Below are 22,396 nucleotides of genomic sequence, written 5' to 3'. Positions count from 1 at the left end.
GAGGTGCGGCCCGTCCCGTGAGGGCGGGCCGCACCTCCGCGCTGTCAAGGCGCTGTTGACACGCGGGGGCGGCCGGGCGAGAGTCCCCCGTGATGGAGATCGACGAGCTGACGGCGGCCGAACGCCGCGTGTGGGAGGCGTTCCCGGACGGCACGGAGGTGGACTTCCGGCGAACACCGGACGAGAACCCCGCCGACGGCACCGGCGGCGCCGACTGGGGCCCCGAACGCACCGTACGCGCGAGGGTGTTGCGGTCCCTGCTCCTGGACGGTCCCACCCGCGCCGGCGAGATACCGGTACTCAAGGTCGTGGGCGCCCGCATCACCGGCACGCTCGACCTCAAGTACGCGACGATCGACCACGCCGTGGAGCTGAAGCACTGTCACTTCACGGACGGGCCCGCGCTGTACGACTTCCGGGTGCGCCAGCTCAACCTGCGCGGCTCCGTGCTGCCCGGACTGCACGCCGCGCGCCTCCAGGTGGACGGCGTCCTGCGGCTGACCGACTGCCGCATCACCTATCAGGTGCGGCTCGGCGGCGCACGGATCGCCGGGGCCCTGTTCCTGGACGGCGCGCACCTCACCTCCTCGGACACCTCCGAGCCGGTGCTCCAGCTCAACCAGGTCACGATCGGCGACGCGCTGTGGGCACCGGGACTGCGGGTCGAGGGCGAGACCCGGCTGGAGAGCGCCACCGTCACCGGCTCGGTGATGCTGCGCGACGCCCGCTTCGAGAACCCCGGCGCCACCGCGCTCCAGGCCCGCACCCTCACCCTGGACGCCGACCTCCAGGCGGGCTGCCTCGTCGCGCGCGGCATGCTCGATCTGCGCGGCGCGCGGATCCCCGGGCAGTTGAACCTGTCGTACGCACGGCTGTCCCACCCCGAGGGCATGGCGCTGCGGGTGAGCAGCGCGGTGCTCGGCGAACTGTGGCTGCGCGAGCCCGAGGGGATCGAGGGCGCCCTGAACCTCCGCCGCGCCCGCGTCGACGCGCTGCACGCGGCGCCGGAGGTGTGGCCCGGGGAGCTGAATCTGGACGGCCTCACCTACACCGCGCTGACCCCGCACGCCCCGGCCGCCCGGCGCCTGGCCGTCCTCGAGCGCGACTCGGACGGCTATGTGCCCTACGCCTACGAGCAGTTGGCGGCGGCCTACCGGCGCGTCGGCGACGAGCGCGCCGCCCGCACGGTGCAGCTCGCCAAGCTGCGCCGGCACCGGGGGACGCTGCCGTGGTACCGGCGGCTGTGGGGGCAGGTGCAGGACGCGACGGTGGGGTACGGGTTCCGGCCGCTGCGGGCGGCCGGGTGGCTGCTGTCGCTGCTGGCGGTGGGGGCGGTGGTGTTCGGTCTGCACCCGCCCGCCGCGCTGAAGCCGGACGAGGCCCCGCCGTTCAACCCGGTCTTCTACACGCTGGACCTGATGCTGCCGGTCATCTCCTTCGGCCAGGAGGCCGCGTTCGCCCCGGCGGGCCCGTACCAGGCCCTGTCCTACGGCCTGACCCTGACGGGCTGGATCCTGGCGACGACGGTCCTGACGGGCGTCACCCGGGCAGTGAGCAGGCAGTAGTCTCCTCACCCACCCCCACCCCCACCCCGCGCCGCATCCAGCACCGGCCCCAACTCCCCCACCACCGCCTCCAACGCCCGTACATCCCGCTCGGCCCGGGCCACCACCACCGCCCCCTCCACCGCACTCACCACGACCACCGCGAGCCCCCCGGCCCGCCCCGCCGGCACCCCCATCCCGACCAGTGCCTCCCGCACCGCCCCCGTCCACCGGCCGAACGCCTCCGCCGCCGCCTCCCGTGTGGACTCCACCGACTCCGCGCACCCCACGGTCGCCGCCGCGACCGGGCACCCGCCCGCGAACCCCTCCCGCGCGTACTCGTCCGTCCACTGCCCCACCATCGCCGCGAGCAGCCCCGAGGGCGTCGGCTCCGCCATCCCCGCCATGAACCGCGGGACGCGCCTCGCCGCGTACCGCCCGGCCCACCGCACCGCCTCGTTGACGAGCTGTTCCTTCCCGCCCGGGAAGTAGTGCTGGAGCGACCCGCGCGGCGCGTGGGCGTGCGCCACGACGTCCCGCATCCCCGCCCCGGCCACTCCGCGCCGCCGGACGAGCTGAGCGGCACTGAACACCATCCGCTCCCGGGGCCCCCGCTCGGACTCCGTCATCGTCCACCTCCTCACCCGCCCGAACCGCACGGCGCGGCGTGACGCGGGCGGACAGCTTACGTCCCTCTCACCACCCGACCATGACGCCTGTCATAATCACCTCGCTATGACAGCCGTCATAGATCTGAGCCCCGACCCGGCGGTGATCGTGATGCACACGGTGGGATTCCTCGGCCTCGGCGTCATGGGCACCCCCATGGCCCTCAACCTGGCCCGCGCGGGCACCCCCCTCCTCGTCTGGAACCGCACGCCGCACCGGACGGAGCCGCTGCGGGCGGCCGGCGCGGCGGTCGCGGCCTCGGCCGCGGAGGTCTTTGCCGGGGCGGACACCGTCCTCCTCATGCTGGCGAACGACCGCGCCATCGACGCCGTACTGGAACGCGGCACCCCCGCCTTCGCCGGCCGCGCCGCCGGCCGCACGGTGGTGAACATGGGCACGACCGATCCGGAGTACTCCCGCGCTCTGGCGGCCGACGTCCGGGAGGCGGGCGGCCGCTATGTCGAGGCCCCCGTCTCCGGGTCGCGCGTCCCGGCCGAGCAGGGCCGTCTGGTGGCCATGCTGGCCGGGGACCCGGAGGACGTGGAGGACGTCGCTCCCGTCCTCGCGCCCATGTGCCACGAGGTGTTCGCCTGCGGCCCCGTACCGAACGCGCTGCTGATGAAACTGTCCGTGAACCTCTTCCTGATCACCCAGGTCACCGGTCTCACCGAGGCGTTCCACTTCGCGGACCGGCACCACCTCGACCGGCGGCTCTTCCTGGACGTCCTGGACGCGGGCCCCATGGCAAGCGCCGTCTCCCGTATGAAGGCGCCCAAGCTGCTGCACGGCGACTTCGCGGTGCAGGCGGCCGCCGCGGACGTCCTGATGAACAACCGCCTGATCGCCGACGCCGCCCGCGCGAGGGGCGTGGCCTCCCCGCTCCTCGACGCCTGCCACGCCCTGTTCGCCGAGACGGTCGCACTCGGCCACGGCGGCGAGGACATGGTGGCGGTCCTCCACGCCCTGGAGGACCGCACCCGCGGCCTCTGACGCCCGCCCTCAGCGTTTCGGGATGCCGTACGCCCGCTCGACCCGCAGGCGCAGCACCAGCCGCCGGTCGCGGACCATCGCGGCGCGGTAGTCGTCCCAGTCGGGGTGCTCGCCCTGGATGTCGCGGTAGAGGCGCACCAGTTCCTCGACGGTGTCGTCGTACGGGTCCGCCGCGACCGGTGTCAGGTCGGCGGTGCCCTCGGCGACCGCGTACGCCCACCGGTCCGCCGTCGTCACGTGGTACGAGGCGCGCGGGTCCCGCCGGAGGTTACGGGTCTTGGCGCGGTCGTCGGTGAGGGAGACCCGGAGGAGCCGCTCGTCCGGGTAGTACACATGGCCGACATTGGACAGCTGGGGCCGTCCGTCGCGCTTGAGGGTGACCAGCACCCCGCCCTTCTGCTCGGCGAGCAGCGCGAGCAGGGCGTTCTGCGTGGCATCGTCCTGCGCGGCATCGTTCCGTGTGGCGTCGTTCCGGGCCATGGTGACCAGCCTCCTGAGCGCGGCATCGTCTCCGGGAGGAGTACCCGGCAGGCGCCCGGCCACCCCTGCGGACGGACACCGCGACCGGCACGGCCGGGAGAGGACAAGGCGCGCCATCGGCCGGAGCGGCGGAGCGGCCGCGCGCCGCGCACCGGCGCACGACGGCCCCGCTCCCGCCGCCCCCGCGTCACGAGGACTGCACGACCGCGTCCAGATGCGGCAGGTAGTGGTCCATGCGCTCCCGCTTCGTGCGCAGGTACGTGATGTTGTTCTCGCACGGCGGTATGAGCAGCGGCACCTGCGTCTCGACCTTCACCCCGTGGCGCTCCAACGACTCCCGCTTGCGCGGGTTGTTGGACAGCAGCCGCACCGACCGCACCCCCAGGTCCCGCAGCATCTCCGCGGCCACCGTGTAGTCCCGCGCGTCCACCGGCAGTCCGAGCGCGAGGTTCGCCTCGACCGTGTCCAGCCCTTCCGACTGGAGCTTCATCGCGCGCAGCTTCGCCAGCAGTCCGATGCCCCGGCCCTCGTGCCCGCGCAGATACACCAGCACGCCCCGCCCCTCGGCCACGATCTCCCGCAGAGCCGTGGTGAGTTGGGGCCCGCACTCGCAGTGCGTGGAACCGAACGCGTCTCCCGTGAGGCATTCGGAATGCAGCCGGACGAGCATTCCCTCCGCCTGGATGTCGCCGTACACCAGGGCCACTTGCTCGTCACCGCGGTCGTTGTCCTGGTAGCCGACCGCTTCGAACTCTCCGTACTTCGTGTGCAGCGGGGCATTCACGACGCGAGTGACCCCGGTGGCGCCGGCCGGCGCTTTCACCACACGCGCGACCGGTTCGCCGACAACGTCTGTCATGATCAGTTCCTATCTGCTGAGCACAGGCGGTACATGAGGAAAGGAAGTTACGGAATGGAGAGGCCAGAAGGAACACCGGCGGACGACACCAGCGCCGCACCGGCCGTCCTCACGAGCACTTCACCGGCCGGCGTCGCGGGCGTCCTGCCGGCCGACACCACCGAGGACGTACGGCGCCGGGGCGAGGGCCTGCCGCGGCAGGTCGCCGTCCTTCCCGTCGGCAGTTTCGAACAGCACGGCCCCTGCCTGCCGTTGGCGACGGACACCCTGGTCGCCTGCGCGATCGCCCGCGCGATCGCCGCACGGTACCCGGTGCACCTCCTCCCCCCGGTGACGATCGGCTGTTCGCACGAGCACGCGGACTGGCCGGGCACGGTCAGCATTTCCTCCGTCACTCTCCACGCGGTGGTACGGGACATCGCGCACTCGTTGCGCCGCTCCGGTGTCGAGGCCCTGGTACTGGTCAACGGCCACGGCGGCAATTACGTGCTGGGCAATGTGGTGCAGGAATCCACCGCCGGCACGGGACCCGACATGGCGCTTTTCCCGGCTGCGGAGGACTGGGAATCGGCACGGGAACGGGCCGGTGTGAGCACCTCGTTGCTGACCGACATGCACGCGGGGGAAATCGAGACCTCCCTCCTCCTCCACTGTCATCCGGAGATGGTCCGCAGCGGATACGAGACCACCGATTTCGTCGCCGACGACCGCCGGCATCTGCTGACGACCGGTATGGCCGCCTACACGGAATCCGGGGTCATCGGCCGTCCCTCGCTCGCCTCGGCGGAGAAGGGCGAACGGCTGCTGGCCGCCCTGACCGACTCCTTCGGCCCGTACTTCGACCTGGTGACCGGTGCGGCGAATCCCACGGCGTGACCGGGATGCCGCCTCTCCCCCGGCTCCGGTTGCGGGGGCGACCGGGGTGAGGGGGCGTTCCGCACGGGCTCGTCGCGCACGGGGCGGGCACCTTCGGTCCGCCGCTCGCGCAGTCCGCCCCACCATCGCACCACCAGGGCGACGGCTCCCGGCAGAGCGGCGACGAAGCTGAGCACCCCGTAGACGACCGCGACGCTCAGACCGGTCCCCGCGCCGAGCCCCGCCGCCCCGAACGCCCAGGCGGTGACGCCCTCCCGGGGCCCCCAGCCGCCGACGTTCAGCGGCAGCCCCATCGCGATCAGCGCGAGCATGGCGAGCGGAAGGAGCCGCAGCGGGCTCACGTCCGCCCCGGCGGCCCGCGCCGCGACCCAGAACATCAGCAGGTACCCGCCGAGCACGGCGAGGGAGGCCGCGAGCACGCCCGGTCCCACGCGCCGGTCCAGCAGGACGTCCCGCGCCTCGGCCAGCCCCGTGCGCACGGCCCGCCCGCGACGCGCACCGCGCCCGGCCGGACGACCGTCCACCACGTTCTCGGACGCCGCGCCGTCCGACGCCGCCCGCCGCGTACGCCCCATCCGCACCGCGACGACGACCGCCGCGACACCGACGAGCACGGGGACGAGCACCGCGACGGCGTGCCGCGCCTCGTGCAGCACGGGCGACTCGGCGAGAAGCAGCACCGGCACCCCGGCGGCGACCAGGGCGAGTTGCCCCGCCGTCCGTTCCATGACCACGGCGCGCACCCCGCGCCCCAGGTCCCCCGCGTCACGTCCGTGCCGCACGGCCCGGTGCACGTCGCCGAGGACGCCGCCGGGGAGGGCGGCGTTGAGGAACAGGGCCCGGTAGTAGTCGGCGACCGCGCCGCGCAGGGGCAGCCGGATGCCCAGGCGCCGGGCCACGAGGCACCAGCGCCAGGCGGAGAGGACGGTGGTGAGCAGTCCGATGCCGAGCCCGGCGAGCAGCGTCGGGGTGTCTACGCGCCGGAGCCCGTCCACGAACACTCCGGTGCCGAGCCGCCAGAGCAGCACGATCATGATGGTCACGCCCGCCACGCTCCCGAAGTGCCGCCGCACGGCCGCCGGCACCCGCGGCCGTCGTGCGGCCCGGGACGCCTCGGGGGCCACCTCGGACACCGGAGAGCCCGCCGGTGCCTGTGCCGTGACGCCCGCCACCGGCACCCCGGCCGTCACGCTCGTCACCGCCGTCGTCATGACACCTCACCCGCCCCCGAGTCCTCCCGCGCACCGGACGCACCGGAGGCACCGGAGGCACCGGAGGCACCGGAGGCACCGGAGGCACCGGGCAGTGCGAGCACATCGCTGTGCCCCACGACCACCCGCAGCTCCCCGCCCTCGCACTGGGCGAGCCGCTCCCGCAGATACGTATCCGCACGCGCCGCCAGCTCCGGTCGCTGCTCGACGGCCGCGCCGACCCAGCCGCGCAGCCACTCGCCCGCCAGTTCCTTGTGCTCGGCCCCGAGCCGCCACGGGCTCGGCTGCACCCGCACCGTCGCACCGAGCCTGCCGAACGCCTCGCAGGCCGCGGTGACCGCGTCGGGGCCGAGGAGTTCGCCGCGGCGCTGGTGGGCGTCGAACGCGGCGGCGATCTCCGGGTCGAGCGGGTGGGAGGGCGTGAGCTCGACCCGCCCGACGACCGACAGCGTCAGCAGTGCGGGGACGCCCGCCTCGACGCAGGCCGCCGCGAGCGTGCCGATCTCCTCGCGGGTGAGCACGTCGAGCAGTGCGGACGCCGTCACGAGGGAGGCCCCGGCGAGGGCGTCGGCGGTGAGCCGGGCGAGGTCGCCGCGCTGCGTGGTGACCTCGATGCGGCTGCCGTCGGCGGCGGACCGGGGCGCTCCCACTGCGGCGAAGTGCAGCAGGTAGGGGTCGTGGTCGTGGAGGAACCAGTGCTGGGGCCCGTCGAGCCGGGGCGCCAGCCAGCGGCCCATGGAGCCGGTGCCGCAGCCGAGGTCGTGCACGACGGTCCCGGCGCCGCGCCGGCCGGGCCGGTTGGCGAGCCGGATGCGCAGCGGATCCAGCAGTTCCCGGGCGCGCGCGTCGGCGTCGGCGGGCTCGCGCAGCCGCAGCCACTGGGGGGCGTAGCGGGGCACGTCCGACTCACCGTCGACGGGCCCGGCACCGGACGCGGGACCGACGGAAAGCGATCCGCCGGGCCCCGCCCCCGCGTCCGCACCCATGTCCGCCTCCGCACTCGCACTCGTCGTCACGCCGCCTCCCGGGACTCGGGCCGCAGCCGCCCGAAGACCCCCGCGAGGCTGCGCGCGGTGGTGGCCCAGCCGTCCAGCGCGGCCCGGCGGCCACGGGCGGCGGCCTTCAGCCGGCGCCGCACGTCGGCCTCGCCGAACCATCCGCGCAGCTCGGCGGCGAGCGCGGCGGGGTCCTCCGGCGGTACGAGGATGCCGGGCACCCCGCCGTCCGGGGCCCGCCCCACCGCTTCGGGCAGCCCGCCCACGTCGGTGGCGAGGACGGGGATGCCCCGGGCGAGCGCCTCGGTGACGGCCATGCCGTAGGTCTCGGCGTAGGAGGCGAGAACCATCAGGTCGGCGGCGGCGTAACTGGCGTCGAGCGCGGCGCCGGAGCGCGGCCCGACGAGGTGGAACCGGTCGCCGAGCCCGTACGCGGTGATCAGCTCCCGTACCCCGGCGACGTACTCGGGGTCCTGTGTGAGCGAGCCGACGCACACGCAGCTCCACGGCAGGTCGGTGGCGGTCGCGAGCGCCTCGACCAGCCGGTGCTGCCCCTTGCGCGGGGTGACGGAGGCGACGCACAGCAGTTGCGAGAGGCCGTCAGTGCCGGAGGCGAGGGGGGCGATGTCGGCGCCGGGGGCGGCGACGTGCACGCGGTCGGGGGCGAGCCCGTGGTGGGAGACGAGCCGGCGCACGGCCCAGTCGCTGGTGCCGATCACGGCGGACACGGCACGCAGCGTCTCGCGCTCCTTGGCGTCGAGCGCGGCGGCGACGTCGGCTTCGAGCCCGGTCTCGTCGCCGAGCGGGAGGTGGACGAGGACGGCGAGGCGGAGCCGCCCGGCCTCGGGGACGACCACCTCGGGGACGCCGCAGGCGACCAGCCCGTCGAGCAGCACGACGGTGTCGTCGGGCAGTTCGCGCAGGGTGCGGGCGAGGGCGGCGCGGCCGTCGGCGCCGGGGTCGGGCCAGTCGCCGCCGACGGTGTGCTTGACGACCTGCCAGCCGAAGCCGGGGAGGTCGAGGCAGATCCGGCGGTCGTAGGCGTTGCCGCCGCTGGGCCTGGCGGGGTCGTCGACGCCGGCCGGCAGCACGAAGTGCAGGGTGTGCAGGGACATGGGGATGATCTCGGCGTTCGTGAGGGCGGCGTGCTGGACGGGGACGTAGTCCAGCGTGGGACGGGCCGTCGGGGCCACGGGAACTGCCGTCGGGGCCACCGAAGCCGTCGGCGCCACCGGAGCCGTCTGCATCGTCTGCGCCGTCGGGGCTGTCTGGGCCGTCGGGGCGCTCCGGTCGATGATCACGTCGCTCACAGCGCACGCTCGTAACTCGCCCAGGCGATGTGCGACTCGTGCAGGGTGACGGTGAGTCCGGTCAGCCCGCGGGCCCCCTCGCCGAGCCGCCCGTCCTCGATGCGCCGGGCCAGCCGGTCCGCGACGACCTTCGCGAGGAACTCCGTCGAGGTGTTGGTCTCGGCGAAGTCGGGCTCGTTGTCGAGGTTGCGGTAGTTCAGCTCGGCGACGACGGCGCCGAGTTCCTGCGTGGCCAGTCCGATGTCGACGACGATGTTGTCGTCGTCCAGCTCGGGGCGGCGGAAGGTGGCGTCCACGAGGAACGTCGCTCCGTGCAGTCGCTGTGCGGGGCCGAAGACCTCGCCGCGGAAGCTGTGGGCGATCATCAGGTGATCGCGGACCGTGATGCTGAACAACGGACGACCCTCCAGGTGCGGTGCGTCTGATCGCCCGGCGGGTGCCCCCGTTCCGGGAACGGAGGCCCTCGCCGGGCCAGGCATGCCGTGTAGTACGGCCGATCGGCGCGGGTTGTTCAGCGCGGGTTGCGCGGCTTGATCAGCGGTGGCTACGGGACCGGCCGACGCGGAACGCGCACCGGGGCACGGACCGGACCGGGCACCGAAGCAGACGCCGAGGGAACGCTCGCGGGAACCGGCCCGAGCAGCCGCCCGGCCCCGACTCAGCCGTACGTCACCCGATGACAAAGCCCGCCCAGCGCGCCCGAGGCGAGCCGGGGCAACAGTTCCGGCAGCTCCTCGAACGGGCTGTCCCCGCTGATGAGCGCGTCGAAGGCGGGGTCGGCGAGCAGGTCGAGGGCGAGGGCGAGCCGGTCGCCGTACGTCCGCCCCGACCGCGCCCGGGGCGACACCGTGCCGACCTGGCTGCTGCGCACGGTGAGCCGCCGGGAGTGGAACGCCTCGCCGAGCGGCAGCCCGACGATCCGGTCCCCGTACCAGCTCATCTCGATCAGCGTGCCCTCGTGCGCGAGCAGTTCGAGGGAGCGTCGTGCTCCCGCCTCGCTGGCGCTGGCGTGCACGACGAGGTCGCACTCGCCGAGCGCGTCCGCCGGTGCGGCGAAGTCCACGCCGAGCGCGCGGGCGACGTCGGCCCGCGCCGGATCCGCGTCGACGAGCTGGACGCGCACGCCCGGGAACCGGGCGAGGAGCGCGGCGACGCTGCACCCGACCATCCCGCCCCCCACCACGGCGACGCGGTCGCCGAGCAACGGCGCGGCGTCCCACAGCGCGTTGACGGCGGTCTCGACGGTCCCCGCGAGCACGGCCCGCCCGGCGGGCACGCTCTCGGGCACGAGGGTGACGGCGGAGACGGGGACGACGTACCGCGTCTGGTGCGGGAAGAGGCAGAAGACGTTCCGCCCCACCAGGTCGTCGGGCCCGCGCTCGACGACCCCGACGCTGAGGTAGCCGTACTTGACCGGGGCGGGGAAGTCGCCGTCCTGGAAGGGCGCGCGCATGGCGCCGTACTGGTTACCGGGCACGCCGCCCCGGAAGACGAGGGTCTCGGTGCCCCGGCTGACCCCGGAATACAGCGCCCGGACGAGCACCTCTCCCTCCCCCGGCGCGGGGAGTTCGAGCTCTCGGATCTCGCCCTGTCCCGGCTGCCGCAGCCAGAACGCCCGTGCGGTGAGTTCCGCGCGTTCCGTGATTTCCATGTGCGCCCCTCTGAACGATCGACGGATTCGCCACGTACCGCAGCTACGAGAAGTCACGAAGGCCGCGCACAAGGTACGCGGCGAAGATCCAATCTGTCACTTGTCTGAACTGTCACTCGGTGACACATGGCCGGAGGGTGAGCGGTGGCCCTGAACCACACATACGACGCGAGGCTTTTGCAGCAGGAGACGACCGTGGGGGCGGGCGTGCAGGTGTTGCTGCTCGCCGTGCTGGGCACGGCGACGGGCATGAGCCCGGCGGGCTGGCTGACCGGCCTGACCTTCGCGCTCGCCACGTGGGCCGTCCTCACCCGCGCCGTGCTCCGCTCCCGGCTGACCTCGTTCGGCCCCGCCAACCGGGTCACGCTGGGCCGCGCCACGCTGGTCGGCGGGGTGACGGCGCTGGTCGCGGACTCCTTCGAGACCGCGCCGCCGGTCACCCTGTTCGTGGGCCTGACGGCGATCGCCCTCATCCTGGACGGCGTCGACGGCAAGGTCGCCCGCCGCACGGGCACGTCCTCGGTACTGGGCGCCCGCTTCGACATGGAGGTCGACGCGTTCCTCATCCTCGTGCTGAGCGTGTACGTGTCGATGTCGATGGGGCCGTGGGTCCTACTGATCGGCGCGATGCGCTACCTGTTCGTGGCGGCGGCCTACTTCCAGCCCTGGCTGAACGCCCCCCTCCCGCACAGCATGGCCCGCAAGACGGTCGCCGCGTACCAGGGCATCGCCCTCCTGGCGGCGGCGTCGGGCTGGCTGCCGTACCAGGCGTCGGCGGTGGTGGTGTCCTCGGCGCTGGGCTGGCTGGTGTGGTCGTTCGGACGGGACATCGGGTGGCTGTGGGGCGAGCGGGGCGAGCAGCGCGAACGGCTCGCGGAGCGGGCGGAGGAGACGGCGTCGGCCGCGCAGCCGGGCGCGGGTACGGGCACGGGCGCTGGTACGGCCGCGGGTACGGGCTCGGCTGCGGCCCCGGTGACGGTGTCGGCGTCCCTCCCGGGTACGGTCCCGGCCACCGCCTCGCTGCCGGTCCCGGTCCACGTCCACGCGTCGGCCGTGTCGGCCGTGTCGGCCACATCGGCAGCCGCGCGCATCCCGCAGCCCGCGCCCGCGGAACGGACGAGGCCGGCCGCGCTGGCCGGCCACGCCTGACCGCGCACCGGCGTACTCACGCGCCCGCACACCGGCGCACCCGCGCGTCCGCCGAGCCGCATGACCGCCCGTCCGCCAGGCCGCCCGGCTCAGCCGTCCCGGCCTCCGGGCCCGGCGTCCCGGAGCCCGTCGACAAGCATGCCGAGCATGCGCCCCCGCCGCTCCAGAAACTCCGAACGCTCCAGCCGAACGGCACCGACACCGGCACCGGCACCGACACCGACACCGGCACCGGCACCGGACCCAGCACCCGCACCGACCCCGCCCCGGTCACGGCCACCACCACGACCAGCACCGTCTCCGCCTCCGCTTCCGCCTCCGGGATCGTCCGCAGGGCCCCCGCCCCCACCCGTCTCCCACAGGACCGACCCGAGCAGCAGCACCTCCTCGGCGGTGGCCTCCGCCCGCACCTGCCCGGCGTCCCGGCCCGCGGCGAGGAGCCGGTCCAGCGCGGCGACGACCGGCGGATGGCACCGCCCGTACCGCCCGCCCCCGTCGGCGAGCCGCTCCAGCCACTGCCGCAGCGCGACGAGCGGTTCGTGCCGGCTCAGCAGCTCCGGTACGGCCTCGACGAGCGCGGCGACCTCCGCCTCGTGGACGGCGAGCAGCAGCTCCTCCCGTCCGGAGAAGTGCCGGTAGAGCGTGCCCTGCCCCACCCCGGCCGCCCTGGCGATCGAGGCGAGGCTCGCGGCGGGGTCGGCGAGGAGGGCCGCGCGGGCGGACGCGACGAGGCGCGCACGGTTCTCCCGCGCATCGGATCGCGAGGCACGCGCCGCACACTCCCCATGGGGACCGGAACGCGGGCTCGGGTGAGCAGGGGGCATGGTGGGGTCCGGCGCCTCTCGGGTTGCCTGGCCTGATGCCCGCCATACTCATCCATTTGTTGGTCGGCTGACAAGTAAGTCGTCTAGGCTGTCCCCATGACCGCCCCCGCCCGCACCCAGAAGCAACGCCGTGACGAAGCCGAGTCCGCCCTGCTCGAAGCCGCCGCCGAACTGGTCGCCGAGCAGGGACTGCGCGGGCTCACCCTGGCCCGCGTCGGCGAGCGCGCCGGCTACAGCAGGGGCCTCGTCACCCACTACTTCGGCTCCAAGCAGGCCCTGGTCGAACGCCTGGCCCGCGCCGCCCAGTCCGGTTTCGTACCCGGCCTCGCCGACCTGCCCCCCGGCCTGGACCGCCTCATCCGCCTGATCGACGGCTACCTCGCCCAGCAGGCCAAGCACGCCCGCCCGCTGAACAAGGCCTTCCTGATCCTCTGGATGGAGGCGGCGACCTCCCCCGACCTGGCCCCCCTCTTCCGCGACCGCACCGAGGCCTTCCGCGCCGACCTCCGCGAGGACCTCACCGCCGGAATCGCCGACGGCACGATCCGCCCCGACCTCCCCGTCGACGAGACGACGGCCGCGATCGTCGCCCAACTCCGCGGCCTGGCCCTCCAGTCACTGGTCGACCCCGACTCCGCCCAGGTGCACGTGCACGACATGCGCCCGTACCTCACGAACCACTGGCGCCGGGCGCTGACACGGGAGTGAGCGGAACGAACGCCGGGCCGGAAGCGCCACCACGCAAGCAATGAACTGAAAGCACCGTCAAACACCTTGACGCCCTCCGTGAGTGCTGTAGGTTGTGGACCGTCCACCACCGAGAGGCCCGGAAACCGTCATGCCAGAGCAGCCGTCCGCGCAGGTGACCGCCGCCGAGATCTCCCGCATCGCGGGGGTCACGCGCGCCACCGTCAGCAACTGGCGCCGCCGGCACGAGGACTTCCCGAAGCCGTCCGGCGGCACGGAGAGCAGTCCGCTGTACGACCTCCAGGCGGTGCGCGCCTGGCTGGCCTCGCGCGGCCACGCCTCGGCGGCGAGCCCGGCGGAGGAGCTGCGCACCACACTCCGCCTGCACGGCGGCGACGGCGGCGGAAGCGGCCGTGGCAGCGGAAGCGGAAGCGGCCGTGGCAGCGGCAACGGCAGCGGCAACGGCAACGGCGCGAACGGCACCGCCGAGCTGCTGCTCCTCGTCCTGGCGGCCGCCCGCCGCTCCCCCGACGACCTCGCGGCGGCCGTCCGCCTCCCCGACGCGGACCTCGCGGCCCGCGCGGAGCGCGACGCGAGGTCCGTCGCCGACGCGGTCCCGGGGGACGACACCGGCCGGGCCCCGTTCACGGCCGCCGACGCCCCCGTTCTCCGCGCCCTGTACGCGTGTGTACGCGACGAGGGCGGCCAGGCCGCGCTCGGCGTCCTCGCGGAACGGCAGTTGGAGGACAGCGCGGCCAGCGGCGCCTACCGCACGCCCGCCCCGCTCGCCGACCTCCTCGCCCGCCTGCTCCCCGGCACCCCGGCCCGCGTCCTCGACCCCGCGTGCGGCAGCGGCACCCTGCTCGCGGCGGCCGCCCGGCGCGGCGCCCGCGCGCTCTACGGCCAGGACCTGCTCCCCGTCCAGGCCCGCCGCAGCGCGGTGAGCCTGGCCCTGACCGTGCCCGACGACGCCGACGCGACCACCGTCACCCCGGCCCGCGCCACCACGGCCGACACCCCCACCCCCCGCACCACCCCGGCCGAAGGCACCACCGCCCACGCCCCCGCAGCCGACGGCACCACCGCCGACGGCGCCACCATCACCGTCCGTGCCGCCGACAGCCTCCGCGCGGACGCCTTCCCGGATCTTCTCGCCGACGCCGTCCTGTGCAATCCGCCCTACGGCATCCGCGACTGGGGCCACGACGACCTCGCCTACGACCCCCGCTGGGCGTACGGCGTCCCCGCCCGCGCCGAGTCCGAACTCGCCTGGGTCCAGCACGCGTTGGCCCACCTCACCCCCGGCGGATACGCGGCCCTGCTCCTGCCCCCGGCGACGGCCGGCCGCGCCTCGGGGCGCCGGGTGCGGGCCGAACTCGTACGCGCCGGCGCCCTGCGCGCGGTCGTCTCCCTGCCGGTGGGCGCGGCCGTGCCGCTGCACGTGCCGCTGCAGATCTGGCTCCTGCAACGCCCCGAACCGGGCGGCGCCGACCGCACCTCCGTCCTCTTCGTCGACACGGCCGAGACCGCGTCCCCCACGGACCCGACGGCCGGTACGACATCCCGCACCCGGAGCAGCGGCGGCGGCCGCACGGCCCTCCTCGACTGGACCCGGATCGCCGACCGTGCGCTGCGCGCGTGGCAGGCGTTCCTGGAGAACCCGGACCCGGACACCTTCGACGGCGAGCCCGGCGTCGCCCGCGCGGTCGGCGTCGTCGACCTGCTGGACGACGTGGTCGACCTGACCCCCGCCCGTCTCGTACGGGCCTCACGCGCCGGGGCCGACCCCGCCGAACTGTCCGCCGAGATCGACGCGGCCCGCCTGGACCTGGTGAAGACGGCCAGGTCGCTGGGGCGCGCGGCCGGCTACGACGACTGGCACCCCGCCGACGGCCCGGCCCGCGACTGGCGCACGGCGACCGTCTCGGACCTCGCCCGGGGCGGCGCGCTGACGCTGCTGCGTACGGTGCCGGAGGGGGCGCGGGGGCGCGACGGGGACGGCGGCGGAGGCGGGACCGAAGTCGGGTCCGGGGCCGCGACCGGTGACGGCAGCGAATCCGGAACCGTGGCCGGTGACGGAACCCGGCCCGTGCTGACCGGCACGGACCTCGCGCACGGCTCAGGACCGACCGGAGACCCCGCACAACTCCGCAGCGCGACGGCACCGTTGATCGCCACCGGTGACGTCCTCGTACGGGCGGTGGCCAACGGCGGCGGAACGATGGCCCGGGTGGCGGGCGAGGCGGAGGCCGGGGCGCTCCTCGGCCCTCAGGTCCACCTCTTCCGCCCGGACCCAGCCCGCCTCGACGGGTGGTTCCTCGCCGGGTTCCTCGGCTCGGAGGACAACATCGCGGGCGCGTCGACCGGCAGTACGGTCGTGACCGTCAACCCCGGCCGACTGCGCGTCCCCCTCCTGGCACTGGAGGAACAGCGTCGTTACGGGGAGGCGTTCCGCCGCGTGCACGAACTGCGGGCGGAGGCGCAACGGGCGACACGGCTCGCCGAGGAGACGGCGAGGCTCCTCGCGGGCGGGCTGACGGGCGGGCAACTGCTGCCGTCGGCAGGCGCGAATGCGTCGCGGCAAGTGCGGTGAGTATCCGCACGTTCACACATCGACCACAATGGGGCACCACCCGCGCCGGGTGAACGAACGACCGAGCGGCGCGACGGGGCGGGGACAGCAACACCGGAAGGAATCTGGGGATTCAGTTGAACAGCAGCAAACACACGGAGTTGGCGAACCACGCATGGTCCGTCGCCGACCTCCTGCGGGGGGACTACAAGCAGTCCGACTACGGCAAGGTGATCCTGCCGTTCACGGTGCTGCGACGCCTTGAGTGCGTGTTGGAGCCGACGCGTGACGCGGTCACGGCGACGGTGGAGAAGTTCGCGGGCCAGGAGGTCAACGCGGACAGGTTCCTCAGCAAGGCCGCCGGCCACGCCTTCTACAACACCTCCACGCTGACGCTGAAGAAGATCGCGGACGACCCGGGCAGCGCGGCGAAGAACCTCCAGGTGTACGTGGCCTCGTTCTCCGACAACGCCCGGGGTGTGCTGGACCGCTTCGAGTTCGCGCAGCAGGTCAAGCGACTGGAATCCGCCGGGCTGCTCTACAAGATCATCGGTAAGTTCACGGACCTCGACCTGCGCCCCGAGGTCGTCTCCAACCACAACATGGGCTACATCTTCGAGGAGCTGATCCGCCGCTTCTCGGAGCAGTCCAACGAGACGGCCGGTGAGCACTTCACGCCCCGCGAGGTCATCCGGCTCATGGTGCGGCTGCTGGTCGCCCCGGACGGTGACGCGTTGCAGCTCCCCGGTGTGGTGCGCACGGTCATGGACCCGGCCTGCGGCACGGGCGGCATGCTCTCCGCGACGGACGACCTGATCAAGGAGCTCAACCCCGACGCCACGGTCGAGGTGTACGGGCAGGAGCTCAACCCCGAGTCCTGGGCGATCTGCCGGTCCGACCTCATGATCAAGGGCCAGAACCCGGAGAACATCGCCTTCGGCAACAGCTTCAACGACGACGGCCACGCGCGCCGGACGTTCGACTACCTCCTGGCCAACCCGCCGTTCGGCGTGGAGTGGAAGAAGGTCAAGGAAGACGTCGAGGACGAGCACGAGAAGCTCGGCTCCGCGGGCCGCTTCGGCGCGGGCCTGCCCCGCATCAACGACGGTTCGCTGCTGTTCCTCCAGCACATGATCAGCAAGATGAAGCCGGTCGACGTCAACGGCGGGGGCGGCTCCCGCATCGCCATCGTCTTCAACGGCTCGCCCCTGTTCACGGGCGCGGCGGGTTCGGGTGAGTCGGAGATCCGCCGCTGGATCCTGGAGAACGACTGGCTGGAGGGCATCGTCGCTCTCCCGGACCAGCTCTTCTACAACACCGGCATCTCCACGTACTTCTGGATCCTGACGAACCGCAAGAGCCCCGACCACAAGGGCAAGGTCGTCCTGCTCGACGCGCGCGACCAGTGGCAGAAGATGCGCAAGTCGCTCGGCGACAAGCGCAAGGAGCTGGGCAAGGACCACATCGCGACGGTGGTGAAGCTGTACGGCGAGGCCCTGTCTGCGGCGGAGGACGCGGAGCATCCGCTCCACGCCAAGGTGAAGGTCTTCGACAACACGGCGTTCGGCTACCAGCGCATCACCGTCGAGCGCCCGCTGAAGCTCCGGTTCGAGGTGACGGAGGAGACGTTGGCGGCGCTGGAGTCGTCCAAGGTCATCGCTAAGCTGCCGCAGGCGTCGGTGATGTCGGAGGCGTTCGGCTCGCTCAAGGGCAGTTCGTGGACGAAGAAGACGGACGCGTGGCTCGCCCTGAAGGACGCGGTAGTCCAGGCCGGCTCGACGTGGCCGACGGGCGCCCCGTTCAACAAGGCGCTGCGCGAGGCGATCGGCGTACGGGACCCGGAGGGCGAGGTCCAGCTCATCAAGGGCAAGCCGGAACCGGACGCGGAGCTGCGGGACTACGAGAACGTGCCGCTGGGTGAGGACGTCGAGGAGTACCTGAAGCGAGAGGTCCACCCACACGTTCCGGATGCGTGGATCGACCACAGCAAGACGAAGATCGGGTACGAAATTCCGTTCACGCGGCACTTCTACGTGTATCAACCGCCGAGGCCGTTGGCGGAGATCGACTCAGAGTTGAAGGCGCTGGAGGCAGAGATTCAGGGGCTTCTGGGGGAGGTCACGGAATGACTGGTAACCGCTGGCGCACAGCGCCGCTCTGGTCTCTCGCGTCAGAGAAGCGCACGACAGTCGAGCCCGCCGACCTCGGCGACAGGGTGGTGCATTACAGCATCCCCGCGATCGACGCGATCGGCACTGGCCGAGTTGAGTCGACTGCCGACATCAAGTCCGCCAAACTGCGGCTGCACGGCGGTGAAGTTCTAGTCAGTAAGTTGAACCCGCGAAAAAGCCGGGTCGTTACAGTTCAGGCATCAGCGCTACCCGTAGTCTCCTCCACTGAATTCGTCGGTCTCCGGCCTGAGAAGGACCTGGATGCCGGTTTCCTTGCGTACTTCCTTCAGTCAGAGGCAACGCGGCAGACACTTGACTCTCGCGTGCAGTCCGTAACGCGTAGCCATCAAAGGGCAGCACCGGAGGATGTTACGCATCTTATGGTGACTGTCCCACCATTGGAAGAACAACATCGCATAACTGCTTACCTGAACGACACGACCGCGCGTATCGATGGCCTAACACATGCAAGGCAGTCGCAGTTGCGCTGCCTGAGCGATCTGTGGCAGTCGAAATTGGCCGAGATGACCGAAGGGCTCATTTCGACCCATGGCGTGGTCGCCTTGCGCCGCGTCGTAATGTCCGTTGAGCAGGGCTGGAGCCCTCAGTGTGAGGAGACGGAAGCAGATCCTTCAGAGTGGGCGGTACTCAAGACCAGCGCCGTAAGTACCGGAACATTCCAACCTCAACAACACAAGCGCCTTCCGCCTGACATCACGCCCGACCTTCGCTACAAGGTCGTGGATGGCGACATTCTGATGACGCGAGGCAGCGGCTCGGCGGCACACGTTGGCGTCGCAACTCTTGCACGTACTGACGGGCGCAAATTGCTACTCAGTGATCTTTTGTACCGACTACGGGTCACCAACGATTGGGATCCTCGGTTCGTTACTATGCTACTGGGAAGCGCACCTGTCCGAGCTCATATGGCATTGCTTTTGCGCGGCCAGTCGGGACAGACTATCAAGCTGCGCGCAGATGACATCAAGTCCGTAGAGATTCCCGCGACACCAGCTGACTCTCAACTTGCGGTCGTTGCGGAGTTGGAAGCCTCCCGTCAATCCATCAGTGGAGTGCAGAGCGCAATCCGCCGTTCGCTGGCCCTATTCCGCGAACGCCGCCAAGCCCTCATCACCGCCGCCGTAACCGGCCAGTTCGACGTCTCCACCGCCAGCGGGCGCAACGTGACCGAAGGAGTCAGCGCATGAGTCCCGTGCACGACGAGTCCGCCTTCGGGTCTGCCATTGTTGCCGCGCTCAGTGAACGCGGGTGGCGGGAGGCGAGCCCTGCCGACTACCGCCCCGAACTCGGCCTCGACACGAACGAGCTGTACACCTTCATCGGGGAGACGCAGCCCGACGAGTGGGACGACCTCGTCACCGTCTACGGAGGCGACCCCAACGAGGCGCAGCGCGGCTTCGCGCAGCGCCTTGACCGGGCCATCGCCGAGGACGGGCTGCTGCACGTCCTCCGCAACGGGGTCAAAGACCGGGGCATCCGCCTCCGCGTCGCCTACTTCAAGCCGAACCTCATCTCCGCCGACTCCGTCCTGGACGACTACCGGGCCAACCGCCTCACCGTCGTCCGCGAACTCCCGTACGCCACCAAGCAGGCGGACTGGGGTCACCGTCTCGACCTGACCCTCTTCCTCAACGGCATCCCCGTCGCCACCGCCGAGTTGAAGAACCCGCTCACCGGTCAGGGCGTCGAGCAGGCCAAGGAGCAGTACCGCACGGACCGTGACCCCACCGAGCTGATCTTCACGCGCCGGGTCATCGCGAACTTCGCCGTGGACCCGGACCTGGTCTTCGTGACGACGCAACTGCGCGGCAAGAGCACCCGGTTCCTGCCGTTCAACACCGGCTCGAACGGCCCCGGTCAGCCCGGGGGCGCCGGCAACCCGGTTCCGACCGCGCACAGCAAGTACGCGACCTCGTACCTCTGGGAAGAGGTCTGGCAGCGGGACAACTGGTTGGACCTCCTCCAGCGGTTCGTGCACCAGCAGAAGCACAAGACCCCCGGCGGCGGCACGACCAAGTCGACGATCTTCCCCCGCTTCCACCAGTGGGACGTGGTCCGCAAGCTCACCGCGCACGCCTCCGTCCACGGCGCCGGCCAGAACTACCTGATCATGGCGTCCGCCGGGTCCGGCAAGTCGAACACCATCGGCTGGCTGGCCCACCGTCTCAGCGACCTGCACGCCCGCCAGGACCCGGCCGTCCTGCGCCCCGACGCACTAGCCGACGGGCGTATCAAGCCCGGCGAGCCCGTCTTCGACAAGGTCATCGTCATCACCGACCGGCGCGCCCTGGACGCCCAGCTCTCGGCGACCGTGGGCAGCTTCTCGCAGACGGACGGCCTGGTCGTGAAGGTGGACGAGAAGCACGGTGCCAAGAGCGAGCAGCTCGCCCGCGCCCTCTCGCGGGACACCGGCAAGATCGTCACCGTCACGCTGCACTCGTTCCCGGCGCTGCTGGACTACGTCAAGCGCAACCCGACGGAGATCAAGGGGAGCCGTTTCGCGATCGTCGTCGACGAGGCGCACTCGTCGCAGTCCGGCGACGCGGCCACCGCCGTCAAGTCCGCTCTCCGTGACCTCGGTCTGGACGCGGACACGGACGAGAAGGGCGCCACCACGGTCACCGTGGACGACAAGCTGAAGGCCAAGGCCGAGGAGCGCGCGCAGGCCGCGAACCTCTCCTACTTCGCCTTCACGGCGACGCCGAAGGCCAAGACGCTCGAACTGTTCGGCACGGAGGCGACGGAGAACGGCAAGGCGGTCTACCGCCCCTTCCACACGTACTCCATGCGCCAGGCGATCGAGGAAGGGTTCATCCTCGACCCGCTGTGCAACTACGTCACGTACAACACGTACTGGAAGCTCGCGAACCTGAACCGCGACGAGAAGGAGGTGGACCCCTCCAAGGCGAACAGCCTGCTCGCCCGGTTCGCGCTGATGCACGAGCACACGGTGTCGCAGCACGCGCAGGTGATCGTGGAGCACTTCGTGGCCCACTCCCGCGGCCTGCTCGGCGGACGGTCCAAGGCGATGGTGGTCACGGGGTCCCGCCACTCCGCCGTGCAGATGGCCCGCGCGATCCAGAGCTACATCGCCGACCGCGACTATGACACCAAGTACCCCGACCTCGGCGTGCTCGTCGCCTTCTCCGGTTCCCTCACCATCGACGGCGAGGAGACCACCGAGAGCAAGGAGAACGGCGGCCTGTCGGAGAGCGCGCTGCCGAAGGCGTTCGCGTACACGCGGGCCGACGACAAGGCGGCCAAGGCCGGCGGCAGGGGACAGCAGGAGTACCGCATCCTGGTCGTCGCGGAGAAGTACCAGACCGGCTTCGACCAGCCGCTCCTCACCACGATGTACGTCAACAAGACGCTGACCGGCATCGCCGCCGTGCAGACGCTGTCCCGCCTCAACCGCACCGCGGAACGCAAGTCGCAGGCGGACCTCGCCGTCCTGGACTTCGTGAACGAGGCCGAGGACATCCAGGAGGCGTTCCGGCCGTACTTCGAGGAGGCGCACACCCTCCCGTCCGACCCCAACCTCCTGTACACGGCCCAGAGTCGGGTCATGTCCGCGCCGATCGTCTCGGAGCAGGACATGGACGAGTTCGCCAAGGCGTACTTCGAGGCGAAGGAGAAGGCTGCCGGCTCCCAGGCCAAGTGGGAGAAGCTGCACGCCGAGCTGTACCGGCTGCTCTCCCCCGCCGTCACCCGCTTCACCGCGCTGCTGGAGAGCGAGGAGGAGGACGACGTCGAGACGGCCGAGGACTTCCGCGCCCACCTCAACGACTACGTCCGCAAGTACGGCTTCCTCGCGCAGATCGTCCCGTACCACGACCCCGAGCTGGAACGGCTGCACCTCTACGGCCGCTACCTGCTCAACCGGCTCCCCCGCCTGGCCGACGGCGGCGTCGACATAGGGGAGGTCGACCTCAGTCACATCACCGTGAAGAAGACGGGTGAGGTGGACATTTCCCTGAGCGCGGAGGGCGCTGCCGAACTCAAGGGCTTCAACGACGGCGTGGGTGGCGCGAAGGACGCGGACAAGTCGCTGCTGTCCGAGCTGATCGAGAAGTTCAACGCCAAGTTCGGCACCGAATTCACCGAACAGGACGTCCTTCCCGCCTTCAGGGCCACCGTGGAGGACAAGAAGGTCCGGGCCGCAGCCGCCGTCAACGACGAAGACAACTTCGGCATCGTCTTCGACAAGAAGTTCGAGGAGAACATGATGGACCACGTGTCCACCATCGACACCCTCGGCCGGCGCTACTTCGGTGCGGACCGCGACTTCAAGTCGAATCTCGACCGCAGCGCCCGACGCGCCGCCTGGCGGATGATCCGCAGTGAAGAAGGTCTGGACGACTTCTGACGGATGGTGGTGGGGTCCGGC

At 71.9% G+C, this 22,396-nt stretch carries 16 protein-coding genes and 2 pseudogenes; 9 read left to right on the top strand and 9 right to left on the bottom strand.

Features of this window, described 5'->3' with window-relative positions; genetic code table 11:
* Positions 1–92 precede the first annotated feature (92 nt).
* Positions 93–1,565 carry a membrane-associated oxidoreductase gene (locus tag QFZ64_RS29820; protein ID WP_307070573.1) on the top strand — a complete coding sequence of 491 codons (1,473 nt, stop codon included), beginning with the start codon at positions 93–95 and terminating at the stop codon, positions 1,563–1,565.
* Between the two features lie 5 nt (positions 1,566–1,570).
* Here the strand turns inward: QFZ64_RS29820 and QFZ64_RS29815 are convergent, their stop codons facing one another.
* A complete protein-coding gene (locus QFZ64_RS29815) occupies positions 1,571–2,173 on the bottom strand; it encodes a TetR/AcrR family transcriptional regulator (RefSeq protein WP_307070572.1) in 603 nt (200 codons plus the stop codon).
* Between the two features lie 106 nt (positions 2,174–2,279).
* Between QFZ64_RS29815 and QFZ64_RS29810 the strand changes: the two genes are divergently transcribed.
* Positions 2,280–3,203, top strand: coding sequence for an NAD(P)-dependent oxidoreductase (locus QFZ64_RS29810; RefSeq protein ID WP_373430684.1), 924 nt, complete (start codon positions 2,280–2,282; stop codon positions 3,201–3,203).
* Between the two features lie 9 nt (positions 3,204–3,212).
* Here QFZ64_RS29810 and QFZ64_RS29805 read toward each other — a convergent pair whose 3' ends face one another.
* Both QFZ64_RS29805 and ribA read right to left on the bottom strand, forming a co-directional pair.
* Positions 3,213–3,683 (bottom strand): PPOX class F420-dependent oxidoreductase, encoded by a 471-nt coding sequence (locus QFZ64_RS29805; RefSeq protein WP_307070571.1) that lies wholly within the window; start codon positions 3,681–3,683, stop codon positions 3,213–3,215.
* A gap of 187 nt (positions 3,684–3,870) precedes the next feature.
* Complete coding sequence (gene ribA, locus QFZ64_RS29800) at positions 3,871–4,542, bottom strand: GTP cyclohydrolase II (RefSeq protein ID WP_307070570.1); 672 nt, start codon at positions 4,540–4,542, stop codon at positions 3,871–3,873.
* Positions 4,543–4,596: 54 nt separating this feature from the next.
* Between ribA and QFZ64_RS29795 the strand changes: the two genes are divergently transcribed.
* Positions 4,597–5,418 carry a creatininase family protein gene (locus QFZ64_RS29795; RefSeq protein WP_307070569.1) on the top strand — a complete coding sequence of 274 codons (822 nt, stop codon included), beginning with the start codon at positions 4,597–4,599 and terminating at the stop codon, positions 5,416–5,418.
* A gap of 158 nt (positions 5,419–5,576) precedes the next feature.
* On the opposite strand, the pseudogene QFZ64_RS29790 reads toward QFZ64_RS29795, so the two are convergent.
* The 5 genes and pseudogenes from QFZ64_RS29790 to QFZ64_RS29770 form a co-directional block, all read right to left on the bottom strand.
* A pseudogene (locus QFZ64_RS29790) lies at positions 5,577–6,629 on the bottom strand (YbhN family protein); the annotation flags it as partial.
* Positions 6,626–7,615: a class I SAM-dependent methyltransferase gene (locus tag QFZ64_RS29785; RefSeq protein WP_373430779.1), complete on the bottom strand. Its 990-nt coding sequence runs from the start codon at positions 7,613–7,615 to the stop codon at positions 6,626–6,628. The gene QFZ64_RS29785 and the pseudogene QFZ64_RS29790, both read right to left, overlap by 4 nt.
* A 26-nt stretch (positions 7,616–7,641) precedes the next feature.
* Positions 7,642–8,934 (bottom strand): glycosyltransferase family 4 protein, encoded by a 1,293-nt coding sequence (locus QFZ64_RS29780; RefSeq protein ID WP_307070567.1) that lies wholly within the window; start codon positions 8,932–8,934, stop codon positions 7,642–7,644.
* Positions 8,931–9,329, bottom strand: coding sequence for a 6-carboxytetrahydropterin synthase (locus QFZ64_RS29775; protein WP_307070566.1), 399 nt, complete (start codon positions 9,327–9,329; stop codon positions 8,931–8,933). The genes QFZ64_RS29780 and QFZ64_RS29775 overlap by 4 nt, the downstream gene beginning before the upstream one ends.
* Positions 9,330–9,592: 263 nt before the next feature.
* Entirely contained in the window at positions 9,593–10,585 is a 993-nt protein-coding gene (locus tag QFZ64_RS29770; protein ID WP_307070565.1) for a zinc-binding alcohol dehydrogenase, read from the bottom strand.
* 144 nt (positions 10,586–10,729) lie between these two features.
* Between QFZ64_RS29770 and QFZ64_RS29765 the strand changes: the two are divergent.
* Positions 10,730–11,428: pseudogene (locus QFZ64_RS29765) on the top strand (CDP-alcohol phosphatidyltransferase family protein); the annotation flags it as partial.
* A gap of 395 nt (positions 11,429–11,823) precedes the next feature.
* Here the strand turns inward: QFZ64_RS29765 and QFZ64_RS29760 are convergent.
* Positions 11,824–12,558, bottom strand: coding sequence for a TetR/AcrR family transcriptional regulator (locus QFZ64_RS29760; protein ID WP_307070564.1), 735 nt, complete (start codon positions 12,556–12,558; stop codon positions 11,824–11,826).
* A 96-nt stretch (positions 12,559–12,654) separates the two neighbouring features.
* Between QFZ64_RS29760 and QFZ64_RS29755 the strand changes: the two genes are divergently transcribed.
* The 5 genes from QFZ64_RS29755 (at position 12,655) to QFZ64_RS29735 (ending at position 22,375) form a co-directional block, all read left to right on the top strand.
* Positions 12,655–13,266, top strand: a complete 612-nt coding sequence (locus QFZ64_RS29755) for a TetR/AcrR family transcriptional regulator (protein ID WP_307070563.1) — start codon at positions 12,655–12,657, stop codon at positions 13,264–13,266.
* 130 nt (positions 13,267–13,396) lie between these two features.
* Complete coding sequence (locus QFZ64_RS29750; RefSeq protein WP_307070562.1) at positions 13,397–15,838, top strand: N-6 DNA methylase; 2,442 nt, start codon at positions 13,397–13,399, stop codon at positions 15,836–15,838.
* Positions 15,839–15,954: 116 nt separating this feature from the next.
* Positions 15,955–17,946 (top strand): class I SAM-dependent DNA methyltransferase, encoded by a 1,992-nt coding sequence (locus QFZ64_RS29745; protein WP_307070561.1) that lies wholly within the window; start codon positions 15,955–15,957, stop codon positions 17,944–17,946.
* Positions 17,943–19,196: a restriction endonuclease subunit S gene (locus QFZ64_RS29740; RefSeq protein WP_307070560.1), complete on the top strand. Its 1,254-nt coding sequence runs from the start codon at positions 17,943–17,945 to the stop codon at positions 19,194–19,196. Before QFZ64_RS29745 ends, QFZ64_RS29740 begins: the two co-directional genes overlap by 4 nt.
* Entirely contained in the window at positions 19,193–22,375 is a 3,183-nt protein-coding gene (locus QFZ64_RS29735; protein ID WP_307070559.1) for a type I restriction endonuclease subunit R, read from the top strand. The genes QFZ64_RS29740 and QFZ64_RS29735 overlap by 4 nt, the downstream gene beginning before the upstream one ends.
* Positions 22,376–22,396 lie beyond the last annotated feature (21 nt).

Origin of the sequence: Streptomyces sp. B3I8 (genome assembly GCF_030816915.1) — a bacterium.
In the GTDB taxonomy this organism is placed as follows: Bacteria; Actinomycetota; Actinomycetes; order Streptomycetales; family Streptomycetaceae; genus Streptomyces.
Note: the sequence above shows the minus strand (reverse complement) of the source record. Positions and strands in the feature narration are given on the sequence as shown.

Bases quoted from the DNA above. Each gene is read 5' to 3' on its own strand.
- QFZ64_RS29735 (WP_307070559.1), top strand. From the start codon at position 19,193: ATGAGTCCCGTGCACGACGAGTCCGCCTTCGGGTCTGCCATTGTTGCC.
- QFZ64_RS29740 (WP_307070560.1), top strand. From the start codon at position 17,943: ATGACTGGTAACCGCTGGCGCACAGCGCCGCTCTGGTCTCTCGCGTCA.
- QFZ64_RS29755 (WP_307070563.1), top strand. From the start codon at position 12,655: ATGACCGCCCCCGCCCGCACCCAGAAGCAACGCCGTGACGAAGCCGAG.
- QFZ64_RS29760 (WP_307070564.1), bottom strand. From the start codon at position 12,558: ATGCCCCCTGCTCACCCGAGCCCGCGTTCCGGTCCCCATGGGGAGTGT.
- QFZ64_RS29770 (WP_307070565.1), bottom strand. From the start codon at position 10,585: ATGGAAATCACGGAACGCGCGGAACTCACCGCACGGGCGTTCTGGCTG.
- QFZ64_RS29805 (WP_307070571.1), bottom strand. From the start codon at position 3,683: ATGGCCCGGAACGACGCCACACGGAACGATGCCGCGCAGGACGATGCC.
- QFZ64_RS29815 (WP_307070572.1), bottom strand. From the start codon at position 2,173: ATGACGGAGTCCGAGCGGGGGCCCCGGGAGCGGATGGTGTTCAGTGCC.
- QFZ64_RS29750 (WP_307070562.1), top strand. From the start codon at position 13,397: ATGCCAGAGCAGCCGTCCGCGCAGGTGACCGCCGCCGAGATCTCCCGC.
- QFZ64_RS29820 (WP_307070573.1), top strand. From the start codon at position 93: ATGGAGATCGACGAGCTGACGGCGGCCGAACGCCGCGTGTGGGAGGCG.
- QFZ64_RS29795 (WP_307070569.1), top strand. From the start codon at position 4,597: ATGGAGAGGCCAGAAGGAACACCGGCGGACGACACCAGCGCCGCACCG.
- QFZ64_RS29785 (WP_373430779.1), bottom strand. From the start codon at position 7,615: ATGGGTGCGGACGCGGGGGCGGGGCCCGGCGGATCGCTTTCCGTCGGT.
- ribA (WP_307070570.1), bottom strand. From the start codon at position 4,542: ATGACAGACGTTGTCGGCGAACCGGTCGCGCGTGTGGTGAAAGCGCCG.
- QFZ64_RS29810 (WP_373430684.1), top strand. From the start codon at position 2,280: ATGACAGCCGTCATAGATCTGAGCCCCGACCCGGCGGTGATCGTGATG.